Source organism: Lysinibacillus capsici (assembly GCF_003367505.1).
GTDB classification, from domain to species: Bacteria; Bacillota; Bacilli; order Bacillales_A; family Planococcaceae; genus Lysinibacillus; species Lysinibacillus capsici.
In genome coordinates, this window is record NZ_PXXX01000011.1 from 87,040 (window position 1) to 102,525 (window position 15,486).

Annotated in this window: 16 protein-coding genes; 12 read left to right on the forward strand and 4 right to left on the reverse strand. The window is 38.5% G+C overall.

The genetic code is table 11. From position 1 onward, the window contains the following. Nucleotides 1–41: 41 nt before the first annotated feature. The gene (locus tag C7B89_RS09565; protein ID WP_115673581.1) at nucleotides 42–836 is read right to left on the reverse strand and encodes an enoyl-CoA hydratase/isomerase family protein; all 795 of its coding nucleotides are present in this window, start codon (nucleotides 834–836) and stop codon (nucleotides 42–44) included. A 367-nt stretch (nucleotides 837–1,203) separates the two neighbouring features. Here C7B89_RS09565 and C7B89_RS09570 point away from each other — a divergent pair, with 367 nt between their 5' ends. Then, nucleotides 1,204–2,079 (forward strand): tyrosine-type recombinase/integrase, encoded by an 876-nt coding sequence (locus C7B89_RS09570; protein ID WP_115673582.1) that lies wholly within the window; start codon nucleotides 1,204–1,206, stop codon nucleotides 2,077–2,079. 43 nt (nucleotides 2,080–2,122) lie between these two features. Here the strand turns inward: C7B89_RS09570 and C7B89_RS09575 are convergent, their stop codons facing one another. From C7B89_RS09575 to C7B89_RS09585, 3 genes are all read right to left on the reverse strand, one after another. Continuing rightward, nucleotides 2,123–2,977 (reverse strand): transglutaminase family protein, encoded by an 855-nt coding sequence (locus tag C7B89_RS09575; RefSeq protein ID WP_048392841.1) that lies wholly within the window; start codon nucleotides 2,975–2,977, stop codon nucleotides 2,123–2,125. Nucleotides 2,978–3,038: 61 nt separating this feature from the next. Continuing rightward, complete coding sequence (locus C7B89_RS09580; protein ID WP_115673583.1) at nucleotides 3,039–4,004, reverse strand: alpha-E domain-containing protein; 966 nt, start codon at nucleotides 4,002–4,004, stop codon at nucleotides 3,039–3,041. Beyond that, a complete protein-coding gene (locus tag C7B89_RS09585; RefSeq protein ID WP_115673584.1) occupies nucleotides 3,958–5,448 on the reverse strand; it encodes a circularly permuted type 2 ATP-grasp protein in 1,491 nt (496 codons plus the stop codon). The genes C7B89_RS09580 and C7B89_RS09585 overlap by 47 nt, the downstream gene beginning before the upstream one ends. 76 nt (nucleotides 5,449–5,524) lie before the next feature. On the opposite strand from C7B89_RS09585, the gene C7B89_RS09590 reads away from it, so the two are divergent. The 11 genes from C7B89_RS09590 to C7B89_RS09645 all read left to right on the forward strand — a co-directional run bounded on the left by C7B89_RS09590 (nucleotide 5,525) and on the right by C7B89_RS09645 (nucleotide 15,469). Beyond that, a complete protein-coding gene (locus C7B89_RS09590; RefSeq protein ID WP_103118120.1) occupies nucleotides 5,525–5,938 on the forward strand; it encodes a hypothetical protein in 414 nt (137 codons plus the stop codon). Between the two features lie 311 nt (nucleotides 5,939–6,249). Further along, a complete protein-coding gene (locus C7B89_RS09595) occupies nucleotides 6,250–7,212 on the forward strand; it encodes a tyrosine recombinase XerC (protein WP_115673585.1) in 963 nt (320 codons plus the stop codon). 57 nt (nucleotides 7,213–7,269) lie between these two features. Continuing rightward, nucleotides 7,270–7,764: a DinB family protein gene (locus tag C7B89_RS09600; RefSeq protein WP_048392831.1), complete on the forward strand. Its 495-nt coding sequence runs from the start codon at nucleotides 7,270–7,272 to the stop codon at nucleotides 7,762–7,764. A 161-nt stretch (nucleotides 7,765–7,925) separates the two neighbouring features. After that, nucleotides 7,926–8,075 (forward strand): hypothetical protein, encoded by a 150-nt coding sequence (locus C7B89_RS09605; RefSeq protein ID WP_004230023.1) that lies wholly within the window; start codon nucleotides 7,926–7,928, stop codon nucleotides 8,073–8,075. Between the two features lie 214 nt (nucleotides 8,076–8,289). Next, nucleotides 8,290–8,460: a hypothetical protein gene (locus tag C7B89_RS09610; RefSeq protein WP_048392829.1), complete on the forward strand. Its 171-nt coding sequence runs from the start codon at nucleotides 8,290–8,292 to the stop codon at nucleotides 8,458–8,460. A gap of 391 nt (nucleotides 8,461–8,851) precedes the next feature. Further along, nucleotides 8,852–10,570 (forward strand): putative bifunctional diguanylate cyclase/phosphodiesterase, encoded by a 1,719-nt coding sequence (locus tag C7B89_RS09615; RefSeq protein ID WP_054550129.1) that lies wholly within the window; start codon nucleotides 8,852–8,854, stop codon nucleotides 10,568–10,570. A gap of 368 nt (nucleotides 10,571–10,938) precedes the next feature. Beyond that, nucleotides 10,939–12,375, forward strand: a complete 1,437-nt coding sequence (gene proS / locus C7B89_RS09620) for a proline--tRNA ligase (protein ID WP_048392823.1) — start codon at nucleotides 10,939–10,941, stop codon at nucleotides 12,373–12,375. Nucleotides 12,376–12,672: 297 nt separating this feature from the next. Then, nucleotides 12,673–13,746: a hypothetical protein gene (locus C7B89_RS09625; protein ID WP_115673586.1), complete on the forward strand. Its 1,074-nt coding sequence runs from the start codon at nucleotides 12,673–12,675 to the stop codon at nucleotides 13,744–13,746. Nucleotides 13,747–13,760: 14 nt separating this feature from the next. After that, nucleotides 13,761–14,447, forward strand: a complete 687-nt coding sequence (locus C7B89_RS09630; protein WP_115673587.1) for a Dph6-related ATP pyrophosphatase — start codon at nucleotides 13,761–13,763, stop codon at nucleotides 14,445–14,447. A 288-nt stretch (nucleotides 14,448–14,735) separates the two neighbouring features. Continuing rightward, nucleotides 14,736–15,062, forward strand: a complete 327-nt coding sequence (locus C7B89_RS09640) for an ArsR/SmtB family transcription factor (RefSeq protein WP_048392816.1) — start codon at nucleotides 14,736–14,738, stop codon at nucleotides 15,060–15,062. Beyond that, nucleotides 15,059–15,469 (forward strand): SRPBCC family protein, encoded by a 411-nt coding sequence (locus C7B89_RS09645; RefSeq protein ID WP_048392814.1) that lies wholly within the window; start codon nucleotides 15,059–15,061, stop codon nucleotides 15,467–15,469. Before C7B89_RS09640 ends, C7B89_RS09645 begins: the two co-directional genes overlap by 4 nt. Nucleotides 15,470–15,486 lie beyond the last annotated feature (17 nt).

Sequence of the window (15,486 nt, forward strand, 5' to 3'; positions counted from 1 at the left end):
AGGTACTCCGCTCGCACGTTGGCGTTAAGAGTACCTGTTTTTTATTTAGGCTGGCGAGTGAACTGTGGCTGGCGTTTTTCCACAAAGGCACTACAACCCTCTGCGAAATCACTGCCTACAAATGGTGAAGAGCCTTGCCATAAGGTCGGCGCACTATCGAGACATTCTTGAACAGATTGCTTCACGGCAAGTAAGGATTCAGGCGACATTCCTGCAACCAGCTTACCCATTCGAATCATGTATTTATTTAAATCTTTTTCAGCTACTAGGTAGTTAAGCATTCCAAGCTTGAAGGCTTCCTCTGCTTTAAACATTCGTCCTGTAAAGACTAAATCCTTGGTTGTGGCAGGGCCAACAAGCTGAACTAAACGCTGTGCAAATTTGTTATTTAAGGTGATTCCTAATTTACCGACAGGAATGCCGAGCTTGGCCTTTTCAGAGCCAATGCGGATATCGCAGGCTAAGGCTAATTCCAAGCCAGCGCCCATCGCAGGCCCATTGATGACGCCAATCGTTGGAATCGGGAGGCGCTCAATGGTAGAAATGGTTTTTTCCATATGTACAAAGGCTTCTTCAGCTTGTTCAAGAGAAATGGCATTGAACTCTTTAATATCGGAGCCCGCTGTAAAGTTTTGGCCAGAGCCTCGTAAAATTAGTACTTTATTTTTCGGATTATCTAATACTTGTAGGGCAATTTTGGCTAATTGATCCCACATGTTTGCGGTTAATGCATTTTTTGCTTGTGGTCGATGAATCGTAATAATCGCTAGTCCAGCTGTTTCTTGATAAATAATTTTCGCATCTTCTGCTTCCAGTCGAGTCGTTTTTACTTGCATATCGGAAAGCCTCCTACATGTTAGTGTCTATCTTTATTATATAACACAATTAACCATAAACACGAAATGATACGAATTTTCACATAAAATTGCATTGTTATACAAGAATGTAGGGAATAGTAAGCATTTATTGTACTACAACAGGGGAGCGGAATTTACTATTGTAAGAAAGCAAAAATTATGAGAAACTACTTTAGGAACATATGTTTCTTCATTACGTAAAGGGCATTTGAATGGTAGAAGCGGGTTCCTGTTATAGAAATACAGATTATCCGACATTACAATATGATAAAATGCAGTTGAACCTACGCACCCAAAATATAGTAAAATATAAATAACTCACGCAAAGTAGACAAGGAGGGACGATTTGATTACACTCAGAGATGCATGGAATAGCTACTATTTATTGCTACAATCTTTGAAAAAAAGTGCTGCTACAAAAAAACAATACAATATGGACGGACAGCAATTTTTAACTTTCGCCCATAAGCAAAACTACTTGTATGTAGATCATCAATTGAAAAATTTATTACAGCTCTACTGTGACTATTTAAAGGAAACCTACAGTAATATCAATACTTTTAACCATAAAATAGCGACATTACGAGGCTTTATTGACTTTATTTTTTTACGAGAATGGATGGAGCCTTTTGATTATCAGCATCTTTTACAGCCGAAAAAAAGACAAAAAGAAGCACTGCAAGCACTGACAAATAAGCAGATCATGCAAATTGCAAACGTATGGCCCACTTATTTTCAATATGCTAAGACAAAGGAACATGCATGGCTGGCAAGACGCAATGGCTGTATCGTTCAAGTGTTGATGGAAACAGGTTGTAAGCCTGCCGAGCTCGTTCGCATGAAATGGACACACTTTAATGAAGAAAAAGCGACTCTTTTTATAGCCAACCGAAATGGACGTCGAGAAATAAAGTGTTCACCGATCCTCATGGACATGCTTGCACAGTATAAAAAAGAGACGACCAATTTACATGAGCAAGAGGTAGGGGAATGGGTTTGGGTAAGCGAGGCAAGTTTAGCGAAGCCGATTACTACGAAAACAGTTGAACGCATTTTTCAAACGATGTCACAAGATATAGGGAAGAATGTAAGAGCCACTGACTTGCGTTATACTGTGATGCAACGGGCGTTTCAACAGGCAAAAACGCTGGAGCACATTCAACAAGAAATGGGCTATGTACGGAAATGGGTGCTAACAGAAAGACAGCAGCGCCTAGAATAAAAGCGTGCAGTAATCGCGATTTATCACCATTACTGCACGCCTTTTATAAATGATTCAATGCTTTGACATTTACTTTGACTGTTAAATCATGCTTGCCTCCTGTATATACCCCTTCCACAGGGCTAATGTCACTATAATCGCGTCCAATACATAAAATAATATGGTTTTCTAATACTTCCACATTATTTGTGGGATCAAGACCGATCCAGCCAATACCTGGAATCATGACTTCTACCCAGGCATGTGTAGCGATATCTCCGATGAGGGCTGAGTTTTCATCGACATATAGATAGCCACTGACATAGCGAGCTGGTATTCCTTTCGCCCGTAAAACAGCAAGCATGACATGGGTGAAATCCTGACAAACACCCCGTTTTAATGCAAATGCCTCACTTGCTATTGTAGTTACATTGGTCGCTGTCGGGTCATACTCAAAGCTAGAATATAAATACTGCATTAAATTAAGCGAAAAGAGCACAGGATTTTCAGCATGACCGATCGCATGATAAACTTCCTCTAGCTGCTGCTCTGTCATAAATGTAAAATGTGTTGCTTTTAAATACGGTAAATAATGCTCATAGAATAGCTGTGAGTGAAAGATGGTCTGCATTTCTGGCGAATATTGAATACGATGAATAAATGGTGCACGCTGAATACTTACAATTGAAGATGTATGAATTTCTAGTATTTGATGTTGCTCTGGTATATAAAAGGAACCAACAGTATTGCCCCAAATATCCGTATGCTCACGGGTTAGGGAGGATGGCGTTATGGCAATTCGATAAGATAATAATCGCTGACGCTCATCGCTACGCGGCTTTAAACGAATAGTATTCAAGCTTTGATCGACTTCAGACTCATATTGAAAAATATTTGTATGCTGAATTTCAAATTTCATCGTGTCCGCTTCCTTCTGCTTACTGACTTGCCTGTTGAAAGGGAGCTGTGGTGAATTCCTTTCAAGGTTGTACGCTGGGTTCATATAAATGATAGATTGTCGAAAAGGCATCACTAAAAGCCATACATTGAGACAATCTTTCCTCCATCATTTTTAGGGTTTCCTCAATAGTCATTTGCCAAAAATCGATATGATGGATTGCAAGAACCAGGCTACTAATATCCGACTGAAGCGTTAAAAATCGTGGGGATAAAGAATCATGTTCAATAGCCGTTATGGCTTCTTCTATTTTCTTTACACAGAACATCACAGAACATGGGAAATGCGCATCTTGGACTAAATACCGAATGACCGTTAGTAAATTGGTCTGGCGATGCTTCCGCATGAAAGATTCTCTAGCTGCGGAAAGATCCAATAAAAAGGTACCATCATCCTCTAACAGTGACGTACCTGTTCGCTGCTGTTGTTCTACGATTATCACGATCATCCGAATGGTTTTTTCTGCTCGTTCAAGCCATTTGCCGACCTGCATAAAATAGAAGGGAAGATCGCGATCCATCGAGCCCTCAATTAACCCTGTCTCCATCCATAAAGTCTTTCGTACATCCTGTAAAAAATCTTGAAGGGCAATGAGTGGAATCGGTCGTTCTCTTTTTAGTATGGACTGTTGCTTTGTTAAATAAAAGGAATTTTGAATTTCCCAAAGTTCCGTTGGCATACTATCACGTGTAACTCGTGCATTTTCCCGAATAGCACGCAATGTGGCATGAAGGGCATTGCCGTTTTTCTCAGAAAACAGAAGATAATCAATCAAAGGGTTAACACGAATCGTTGTGTAATTTGCTAAATACTCCTCCTTAGAGGCACAAATATTTAAAACAGCCTCCCAATGATCAATATAATCATGTTCTTGCCCAGATTGCTCCAACATATTCAACAGCTGTACCTGTAATATATGTGCATTTGTCTGTGTACGTTCACTATAACGTGCCATCCAGTACAACGCGTCGGCTACTCGACTTAGCATGCTGCAATTCCTCCTTTAAAATCCACGTATCCTTTGCACCGCCCCCTTGAGAGGAATTCACCACAAGAGACCCTTCTTGTAGTGCCACTCTGGATAAACCACCAGGCAACACATAGCATTCCTCACCTTTCATGACATAGACACGTAAATCAACATGGCAAGGATAAAATCGCCCATTCTGGAAGGCAGGTGCTCTGGACAATTTAATCGTTGGTTGGGCAATGTATTGATAGGGCTGTTCAACAATTTTTTGCTTAAATAAAGCAATCTCTTCCTTACTCGCATGTGGACCAATTAACATGTCATAGCCGCCAGAGGCTCCTACATTTTTAATAACGAGCTCGTGTATATGCTCTAGCACCCATTCACGCTGACTGTCATCTCCTAGATGATAGGTTTTCACATTCGGTAGAATAGGTTCTTCCTGTAAATAATAGCGAATCATCTCAGGCACATAGGCATACATTGCTTTATCATCTGCCACTCCATTCCCAACAGCATTCAGGATGGATACATGACCTGCTTGATAAGCAGCCATTAAATGTGGAACACCTAATAAAGAATCCTCACGAAAGACAGTAGGATCTAGAAAGTCATCATCAATCCGCCGATAAATAATATCGATTTGCTGTAGGCCATAAATGGTTTTCATATAGACCTTCAAATCCTGTACAACTAAATCACGGCCCTCGACGAGCTGGATGTTTAAATGCTGGGCTAAAAAAACATGATCGTAATAAGCAGAATTGTACATGCCTGCTGTCAGAAGTACAGCTTTAGGCTCTCTTTCTGCTTGCATGGAAGGTGGACGATGGGCAAGAAGTGCTTTTTTCATATAAGCCATTTGTTTATCAAGAGGTCGAATCGTATGCTTGGAGAAAAATTCAGGGTATACTTCCTTCATCACATCCCGATTTTCAAAGACATAGGAAATGCCGGAAGGGTTGCGTAAATTATCTTCGAGTACATGATAATCACCTTTTTCATCCCGAATTAAATCAATCCCTGCTAAAAATATATGATTCGCAATTGGTACTTGAAGTCCTCTCATGGTTGGTTTGAAATAAGGATTATTTTCAACAAGCTGCCTCGGAATAAGACCGTCCTGAAAGATCTTTTGCTGTCCATAAACATCCTGTAAAAATTTGTTGAGTGCCTCCACGCGCTGCTTGACACCTGCTTCAATCATGGCCCATTTGGTTTGAGGAATAATGATTGGGACACAATCAAAAGGCATGGTACGTTCTGTTCCATCTTGTGCACCATATATCGTAAAAGTAATCCCTTGTCTGAGAAAGCTCGCCTGCGCTTGTCGGTATTTTTCTTCAAGTTGCTCCCGCGAAAAAAAGGTTAGCTTATGATGAAAAGATCGATAATGAGGCTTTGGCTTATTGCCATCAAACATTTCATCGAAAAACAGACTAGAATCATATAAATTCATCATATGGATCGCCTCCGAATTCAAGTAGTAGTGAAAACATGTTACACTGTGAATAAATACATAAAAGGAGCTAACAACCATGACCATCATTAATTTAATGCAAGCGTATGAATTAGATAAACTATCCAAATTAAATTTATCAGACGAGGAAATTTTACGAGCTTTGCGTTCGGGGGATGTATCAGCTTGGCAAGAACAAGTGCCAAACTATGAATTTAGCGAGACAATGGCTCTATATCAGGAAGGGGAACAACAGTTCTTAAATGCATACCATGGCCATTATCGAATCAAGTATGTAACATTACCAGGCATCCAACGTTTATTGCAGCTACGCTTTCAATTAGAAGAAGGGAAGGATTACCAACTATTAGAAACGGGTATCCAGCATTTAACGTGTGATGAGGAAACAGTCACAAGACTTCAGCAAATGTTATCGACAAACTGGTCACTAACAAAACAAGAGGATGGGAATTATTCAGTTTTTGTAAAATAATCCCATGCGCGTTGTGAGACGAATCGACATGGACAGTTACCCATCTATTGTTTTTTCGAAGCGTCTCACACAGCAAATAAAGTCTACTAGATTTTAATATTCATTTACCGAGAACTTTATGCCTAAAATCCTATAACTGTCACAAAATAGTTGTAACAAAAATCCTCTTTTTAAAAAGGGTTTTTTTTATTACCTTCGAACAGAACATTTGTTCTAACGTACGAAAAAGGGCATTTTTTTTAATAAAGTTCCCAAATTTATATTTGGGAACGTTTTTTCATGGTAAAATAGAGCAAATAGAGGTGATGAGCATGCAAAAAACAAAACAACCAAAATTTATGAAGGATTTTCTTGTCTATTTAACAACCATCAAAGGAAAGTCTCAGCGCACAAGAAAAGAATATGAATATGATCTGACCTTATTTTTCCGCTTCCACAAAGCTGTCCAGGAGGATTTGGATATAGAGAATTTATCCACCATTGATATTGGCACTATTACAATAGAAGAAATACGCGAAATGACATTAGAGGATCTTTATTTATTCATGGAATATTGCGAAGTACAGCGAGGTAATTCTGCTGCTGCCCGAGCACGAAAAGTGGCCACATTAAAATCCTTTTTTAAATATTTAAAAGGCAAACGTCGACTTATCGAGGAAAATCCTGCAGATGAATTAGAGACACCAAAGATAGGCAGAAAAAGACCCATTTATATGAACCTACAAGAAGCTACACAATTTATAGATGGGATTAAAAGCAATCAGGCATCCCCGAGAAATTATTGCATGATGATGTTTTTCTTAAATTTAGGAATACGTGTCACCGAGCTATGTCAGCTTAATAAGACATCCATTCAAGGACGTTATTTAACGGTAATTGGGAAGGGCAACAAAGAGCGCACCGTCTATTTAAATGATAGCTGTATGCAGGCACTTGCTGACTATGAAAACAGTGGGAAGACACCCTATAAAGGCGAAGGCGAGGAGCCACTTTTTGTGTCACAAAAGGGAACACGCTTCACAAGACAAACCGTTGCCAAAATTGTTAAACGTATTAATCAGCAGTCAGGTCTTCAAAAAGAACGACTTACACCACACAAGCTACGCCATACATCCGCAACGATGATGTATAAAACAGGGGCAGATATCCGTAGTTTGCAGCACATTTTAGGGCATTCTAGCGTCGCAACCACGCAAATTTATACACATATTGAAGATGAGCAGCTACAGCATGTGTTAGAGAATAATCCATTTAATATTGTTCGGGAAAGATGATTTTCCCCTCTCCATATCGAATATATAGTAGAAGACCTAATGAAAGGGGAGCCAAGGATGTCAAACGTCAAAGAACATCTCGATACCACAAGAACACAATTGCTTCAGGAAATTCACTTATTGGACGATACAACCTTTAATAAGAAACCAGATGCACAAAGCTGGAGTGTGGCACAAATCTGTCATCATCTCGTATTAGTAGAGGAAGCAACAAAGAAAGCCATTACATGGGGATTAAAGGCAGAGGAACAGTCAACACCCGCTCGAAAAAATGTTCAGCTCATCTTAGATCGAACAAGAAAGTTCCAAGCACCGCCTATAGTAGAGCCAGCAGAAGAGCCTTTCACTGTTCAAGCGATGCTGGATTTACTAGCTACAACAAGAAAGAACCTCCTCGCCTTTTTGCAAACAATCGAGGAACCTGAAGCATTAACTAAGCGCGCTGTGAAGCACCCAGCCTTAGGAGAATTACCACTCGACCAATGGATTGAAATGGTCTATATGCACGAGCAGCGTCATATCAAGCAATTACAAGAAATCGTTAGAGAATAACATATATGAAAGGAATTTGGCACAGGAGACGAGCTAAATTCCTTTTATTGTTATTCAATTTTTCTGTTATAATCTCTTGACGTGCTACATAATCTGTTATATATTAAATAAAAATAATAACAACTGTTATAAAACAGATTTAGTTAGAGGAGGAAATTTAAATGTCAAAGTATCGTGATGGTTATGAATTTTATTGTGAAATGTGTGAGCGCTATGGATTGGAGCCAATTTCTTTCCGTTACTATGTATTACAATTATCACAGCAACAACTTTCGGCTTACAATATGCAAGCAAAACAATTAGGAATTTAAAAGGAGTGATTATGACGGAAGCCGCCGTGAATATTTTATGAAAAGCCCAGCCATACTAAATAAAATGGTCTGGGCTTTCGTGATTTCAGCAAGAAATTTCAGATAATTCATTGACAAGTATAGTAGACTGTTATATATTTTTAAACAAATAATATTTCTGTTATATAACAAAAAACCAGACGTAAAATAGGGAATGTGAAAGGAAGTTATGAGGATGACAGATTATCGAGAAGGTTATGAATTTTATCGTCAAGTATGTGAGGAGCATGGGCTAGAGCCTATTAATTTTCACTATTACATTTCAAGTTTATCCCAAGAGCAATTAGATGCCTACAACATGCAGGCGAAATCGATAGGGGGTTCAATAGAATATGAGGTCTCTTAACATTTAAAATGCCTTACTTCCTATGTGGGACAGTAAGGCATTTTACTTTAACAAAAATTTTACAAGACATTCAAACATATTATATAAAACTTTTATATTTTGTATTAAAAAGATAAATAGCCTAAACAAACTATTTAATATAGTTCAAAAGTATTGAATAACAATATATTTAGACAATTACAAGGAGGTTATATCCACTAATTTTTGTCTATTTTATTAAAAACTATCAAATGCAGCTTTGAATGTTTTTGAGATTTGGGTTGAATTAACTGCTTTTCTAAGACTATAATATAATTACATAAAAAAGGGCGATATACCACAACTTTATACCTCGCTGTAAGATAAAGCAAAAGTACCAAACCCTTCATATTTTAATGAATGGAGAATGAAAATGATGAATATCACGCCTAGTAGTGTTAATCAAATGAACTACAGTCTAAAAGAATTACAAGATATCTTTTCCGCCATGAATAGTTCCATCATTGTAGCGATTACAGATCGTACCGGAAAAATTACTTTTGTTAATGATCATTTTTGTAAAATTTCGAAGTATACGCGTGAAGAATTAGTTGGTCAAGATCACCGTTTACTAAATTCAGGCTTTCATCCCAAATCTTTCTTTAGAGAGATGTGGAAAACAATCGGTAATGGCGATATGTGGAATGGCGAGGTGTGCAATCGTGCAAAGGATGGCAGTTTATATTGGGTGAAAACAACGATTTTTCCGTTCCTAGATGAACGAGGAAAGCCTTATCAATATATTGCCATTCGCGTAGATATTACAGCGCAAAAGGACATTAAAAAAATTACTCATATTGCCTATCACGATGAACTAACAGGGCTACCAAATCGTCGCAAATTAGAACAGCGTTTAGAAAATGAATTTCATCAATCTCGACGTACAGGAGAGAAGTTTGCGTTATTTTTCATTGATGTAAATCGTTTCAAACACATTAACGACGGACTTGGTCATATTATTGGTGATATGTTTTTAGTGGAAATGTCCAATCGTCTGCGCAATATTGATCATACTTCGAATTCTTTTTATCGCCACAATAGCGATGAATTTGTCATGATTCTAAATGATGTCAATCGCATTGATGAAATGGCTAAGGAAATTATTGGCGTCTTCAATGAAAGCTTTATTGTCGATACCTATGAATTTTATGCGAGTATTAGTATCGGCATCAGTGTATTCCCAGATCATGCAAACTCTGTGGAAGAATTATTGAAAAATGCGGATATTGCTATGTATGCTGCAAAATCTACACGAGGTAATCAATATCGACTATATCGTGATAATATGGACGAGGCCAATGATAAATGGCTTTTGCTGGAAACGAAATTACATCAAGCATTAAAGCAAGATCGTCTAGAATTACATTATCAGCCTAAGATCGACTTAAAAACGGATTCTGTTATTGGTATGGAGGCATTGCTACGCTGGTATGATCCTGAATTAGGTCATATTCCGCCAGATCGTTTTATTCCATTTGCAGAGGATTGTGGATTGATTAATGATATTGGTGTATGGGTTTTACGTAAAGCCTGTGCTCAAGCTCGTCAGTGGAATGAATCACATGATTTATCATTGCGGGTAGCTGTAAATATTTCACCAATTCATATTAGTACGGGTGGCTTTGTAGATATGGTGCGTAGTGTCATTGCAGAAACAGGCATTGACCCTAATTTATTAGAAATTGAAATTACCGAGATGAGTATGCTTGATTATACGGAAGATTTAATTGATACTATCAAGCAATTACGAGAACTAGGTATAACTATTTCATTAGATGATTTTGGGACAGGCTATTCATCGTTAAATTATTTAAAAAAATTCCCAGTGGATGTACTTAAAATTGATCGTGCCTTTGTCCGTGATATCGTACCTGAGAAGTCTGGAATCGCTATGATTTCAGCCATGATTTCATTAGCACATGCCTTAAATCTCCAAGTAGTAGCTGAAGGTGTAGAGGAGGAAGCTGAATTAAATGTTCTGCGTGAGCATGGATGTGAGTATGTGCAGGGCTATTATTTTAGTAAGCCTTTATCTGTAGAAGATTTTACGAATCTCATTGTTAATACTGTCACAAATAAATCCAGTTATTAATTGCTATTCCTGAATGATTTTGCTAAAGTGGGATAAAGTAAAACTGTTAACATGATAAACCATTTGATGATGTGGCCAAGTAAGTAAGAATTGTGAAACAGAAAATATAGCACCTGCTGAGAGCTATATCACCGCTTCTTGACTGAACACCTACCACGGAGATGTTATGCAAACATAACCGAGTCGTTTTCGTTACCAAACGTGAGAGGGCTTTATAATCTACGTAAAGCTAAATCAAGGTGGTACCACGTCATTCCAGCACAAAGACGTCCTTATTCAGAGGACAGCTTTGTGCTTTTTTTCTTGCTTCAGCTAAATCTTTATACGGGTTGAACAAGTATTCATTTAACAAAATTGGAGGAGAAAACATGTCAAAACAACTAGAAGATTTTTCGAAATGGTATATCGAGACCATCCAAAAAGCCGATTTAATGGATTATACACCTGTTCGAGGCTGTATCGCCTTTAAGCCAGACGGCTATGAAATTTGGGAGCATATTCAGGAGGAAATGGATCGTCGCTTTAAAGAGACAGGACATCGTAATGCCTATTTCCCAATGCTTATCCCTGAATCCTTCTTTCAAAAGGAAAAGGATCATATCGAAGGTTTCTCACCTGAGCTTCCTTGGGTAACCGAGGCAGCAGGGGAACAATTAGAAGAACGGCTAGCCCTTCGTCCAACATCTGAGACGATGATTGGTCATCTTTACTCTAATTGGATTAAAAGCTACCGTGACCTACCAGTGCTAATCAACCAATGGGCAAATGTCTTCCGTTGGGAAAAGAAAACACTGCCTTTTATCCGGACATCAGAATTTTTATGGCAAGAAGGGCATACAGCGCACGTGGATGAAGCAGATGCTCGGCAGGAAACAATGCAAATGCTAGACATTTATAAAGAAGTAGTAGAACAGGTGCTAGCAATTCCTGTCTATGATGGACAAAAAACACCTTCTGAACGTTTCGCAGGTGCTGTCGATACGTACTCTATTGAGGCAATGATGAAAAATGGCAAGGCTGTGCAAGCAGGAACATCGCATTATTTAGGAACAAAATTTGCTGAAGCCTTTAATATCAAGTATTTAAATAAAGCGAACCAGCACGAATACGTACACACAACATCTTGGGGTACATCTACACGCTTAATTGGTTCAGTTATTATGGTGCATGGTGATGAGCAGGGACTTGTTTTACCTCCACGCATCGCACCAACGCAAGTCGTTTTAATTCCAGTAGGACCATGGAAAAAGAACCCTCAAATCATGGAGCATTTAGATGAGATTTTTGCAGCCTTAAAAGCGAAGGGTATTCGAGTACGTTTGGATGATTCAGACCAATCGCCAGGCTATAAGTTCAATGAATGGGAGCTAAAAGGCGTGCCTGTGCGTGTTGAATTAGGGCCACGTGACCTAGAAAACAAGCAAGCTTTACTGAAAGCGCGTGATGAAGAAGAAAAACGAACTGTTGATTTAGCTACAATCATCACAGCTATTGAAGAAGAATTAACAACCATGCAAACGCGCTTATTAGAAAAAGCTCGTCAATTCCGTGAAGCAAATGCTCACACAACAATTGACACACTTCCACAATTACAACAGCACATTGACACAGCAAAAGACAATGGCACAATCCCAGGCTGGGTGCTTGCTGGCTGGTGTGGCGAGGATGCATGTGAGGAAAAAGTGAAGGAAGAAACAAAATACACATCTCGCAATATTCCATTTAATCCACCAACAACGAAAACCACATGTATTGGCTGTGGAAACGAAGCAAAACATACAGTTTGGTTTGCACAAGCTTATTAAATAAACAAAGCATGAACAGAACGCCCGAACAATTATGAAGCACACTAGGTTGTTTTATAATTTAGTTCGGGTTTTTGATGCTCTGCTAAAAAGACTTTATTTCTATTTAGATAGTCAAAATTCTCACTCTTGTTTCTCCATGGCTCCTCCAGATAACCTCCAAATAGGCATTGATCCAACGAGCTGTCTTAATCACTCATAATGGTGTTCCACCTTAGCATCTATCGCCAAGTTCTCATCATGATTGTGATAAAATGAAGGGACGTTCTGAAAAATCCTAAAGAAATGGGGATATGAATGACAGTATTACAAGAAGTATTTGATCACTACCTAAATATCAAGTTTAATCGGGGATTACCAGCTCTTCAAATGAAGGACTTCGAATATGTTTTATTAGAAGATACTAGCGCAGAGCTCTTTTTTATTGATCACGAACAGGGGACATTTTTGGAATGGGCAGAGGCATTTCAACCACAAAATCCACATTATGTTCAAAAGCCAGACTGGCAGCCTATGCTTACATCTTGTTTCAAGCAGCTAGATGTTTATGATGAGCAAGTTTGCTATTATTTGCTCTACACAATAAATGCAACGACTAGAATAATTCCACGGAACCCGTATAACAAAATGAATGATTTTATGAAAAACTATTGCTTCTTTCAACTTGCTCAATTAGAGCATGTTACGATACTCAGCAAAGAGCAGAAACAACAGTTAAAGGACTTTTTATTCTTTTTCTATCTGTATAGCCATCCAGTGAACGAGGAAACGCTTTATGCTTTTTCGTTCAAAGAAGGAACATTAATTCATGCTAAAACGAATATCAATATGGAGCAATATTTTTCTCATTATCATGATTATATTTGTCAGCATAAGCATGACAGAGCATTGTTAACACCACATGAGATAAATGCTTGCAAGAAGCTGACAATCGAACTTTTGAGAAGCATCGAAGGAAAATCAAAAAGACTCGTTATGCCTTTTGAAGATGGCATAGAGTACCTACATCTAATTAATAATGTAGATGATTTTTTACATATGTTTAATCAAAATAATAAGGCATTCTATCAATTGCTTCATAGCTTTTTATTCGATCATCAATCGAATCCTTATCGTGAGCATTGCTTTAGTATGCTATTACAGAATTATGTCACTTATATTTTGACTTTTCACTTTGATGACCTTATTCAGTTAATAGCGTATTTCCATGACTTACCATCAATAGGTAGGATGATTATCAATAAAATTTTTGTCGATACCATCTTTATGCAAAAAATATTGAAAGAGGCCAATATTAACCTTAATAATTATCCAACGATCATAGAGTTTTTTGACGAGGATGCTAGAAGCATATATCTTGATGAACAGTAAAAGGAGACAAGGAAATGACCAACACAACTGGCTGGAAACAGAATGCACAAAATCGCACATTTATTGCTTCATTTAGTGGTGGCAAGGATAGTGTTTTAGCTTTATATAAAGCATCACAGGTGGGCCAAGCAATGGGTCTCATAGTGATGCTAGAGGAAGAAGGGAAACGTTCAAGGTCCCACGGGATGCCACCTGCGCTTATCCAGGCACAAGCTGACTCTATTGGGCTGCCAGTCTATACTGCTGCAGCAAGCTGGGCGGATTATGAAGAAGTATTTGTAGGTTTATTAGTAAATGCAAAGCAACAGGGAGCTGAAGTATTAGTAACAGGAGACTTAGATATGCCTGCACATGGCTGCTGGCACGATAAAGTCACTAAAAAGGTAGGTTTAAAGCTAGGCATGCCATTGTGGGAGATGAACCATCGTGAGGCTGTCGATGAATTTATTCACTTAGGATTTATTACAATGATTGTCACGGTCAACCTATCCTTGGGCATGACGGAGGAAGATTTAGGGCGAGTGCTTACCCCTGAATATGTAAAGGAGCTTGAAGCCCGTAGCATTGACCCATGCGGAGAAGGCGGCGAATTCCATACGACCGTCATTGATGGCCCTCTATTCAAGCAGTCAATTGCGGTGCGTAAAGGTTCCGTTATAAGAGATGGAGACTACGCCTTTTTACCCTTAGAGCTAGCATAAATTCACATCAGAAAACCTTTATTGGGATGCGCAATTCATGTCAATAAGGGTTTTTCTTTTAAGGCGTATTGTTATTCTGTTACATGAATCCATAACAACTGAAGTTAACAAATGAATAATTACTCGAAAGTACATAGGCTCCTCCTCTGTACTTTTTTGTATTTTAGCTAGTTTTCCTTGTAGGTATAGAACTCCTACCACTTTGACCAAAATAGTATTTGACTGGACACTATTTGGTGTCATATAATTAAGACACCAATCAGTGTCCTATTAGAAAGGGTGGTGGTTTTGAATAACAATCATCAAGAGCGTGACGTTTATGTAGCCATTGCTGACCCAACAAGACGAAAGTTGATCCGTTTATTGGCAGAGGTAGATGAGTTACCGCTTCACGAATTAACCGCTCAATTTGATATGGGGCGTACTGCTGTCTCGAAACATTTAGCCATTCTAAAAGATGCAGGCCTTGTTCTTGCACGCAAGGAAGGTAGAGAGACGAGATATCGATTGAATGCAGCTCCATTGAAAGAAATACAAGATTGGGTATCGTTTTATGAAGGTTTTTGGAAAGAAAGAATCGCGAAATTACATCTATTATTGGAGGAAAAAAAATGAAACCAGATGTATCATTAGATTTTAAATTTACAAGTTCCATCGAACAAGTATGGCATGCTTTAACAGACTCAGATACACTAGCAAAATGGATCTGGAACAATGACTTCCAACCAATCGTAGGACATAAATTCCAATTCCGTGCTGAACCAAATGAATGGTGGGACGGTATTGTAGACTGTGAGGTACTGGAAGTGGAAGAGCCTCACAAATTATCTTATACTTGGACAAGTGCTGGCGAAACAACAACAGTTACATGGACATTAACACAGGTAGCAGATGGTACGACTCAGCTTCATCTTGATCAAGGTGGCTTCAGCGAAGAAACAAAGGCACGTCAAGGTGCAATCGAGGGAGCAAAATATGCTTGGACAAATATGAGTGCACAGCTTGAAAAAGTATTAGCGTAGAATAAATTAAATAACAG

Bases quoted from the DNA above. Each gene is read 5' to 3' on its own strand.
- C7B89_RS09565 (WP_115673581.1), bottom strand. From the start codon at position 836: ATGCAAGTAAAAACGACTCGACTGGAAGCAGAAGATGCGAAAATTATT.
- C7B89_RS09575 (WP_048392841.1), bottom strand. From the start codon at position 2,977: ATGAAATTTGAAATTCAGCATACAAATATTTTTCAATATGAGTCTGAA.
- C7B89_RS09580 (WP_115673583.1), bottom strand. From the start codon at position 4,004: ATGCTAAGTCGAGTAGCCGACGCGTTGTACTGGATGGCACGTTATAGT.
- C7B89_RS09585 (WP_115673584.1), bottom strand. From the start codon at position 5,448: ATGATGAATTTATATGATTCTAGTCTGTTTTTCGATGAAATGTTTGAT.
- C7B89_RS09590 (WP_103118120.1), top strand. From the start codon at position 5,525: ATGACCATCATTAATTTAATGCAAGCGTATGAATTAGATAAACTATCC.
- C7B89_RS09595 (WP_115673585.1), top strand. From the start codon at position 6,250: ATGCAAAAAACAAAACAACCAAAATTTATGAAGGATTTTCTTGTCTAT.
- C7B89_RS09600 (WP_048392831.1), top strand. From the start codon at position 7,270: ATGTCAAACGTCAAAGAACATCTCGATACCACAAGAACACAATTGCTT.
- C7B89_RS09605 (WP_004230023.1), top strand. From the start codon at position 7,926: ATGTCAAAGTATCGTGATGGTTATGAATTTTATTGTGAAATGTGTGAG.
- C7B89_RS09610 (WP_048392829.1), top strand. From the start codon at position 8,290: ATGACAGATTATCGAGAAGGTTATGAATTTTATCGTCAAGTATGTGAG.
- C7B89_RS09615 (WP_054550129.1), top strand. From the start codon at position 8,852: ATGATGAATATCACGCCTAGTAGTGTTAATCAAATGAACTACAGTCTA.
- proS (WP_048392823.1), top strand. From the start codon at position 10,939: ATGTCAAAACAACTAGAAGATTTTTCGAAATGGTATATCGAGACCATC.
- C7B89_RS09625 (WP_115673586.1), top strand. From the start codon at position 12,673: ATGACAGTATTACAAGAAGTATTTGATCACTACCTAAATATCAAGTTT.
- C7B89_RS09630 (WP_115673587.1), top strand. From the start codon at position 13,761: ATGACCAACACAACTGGCTGGAAACAGAATGCACAAAATCGCACATTT.
- C7B89_RS09645 (WP_048392814.1), top strand. From the start codon at position 15,059: ATGAAACCAGATGTATCATTAGATTTTAAATTTACAAGTTCCATCGAA.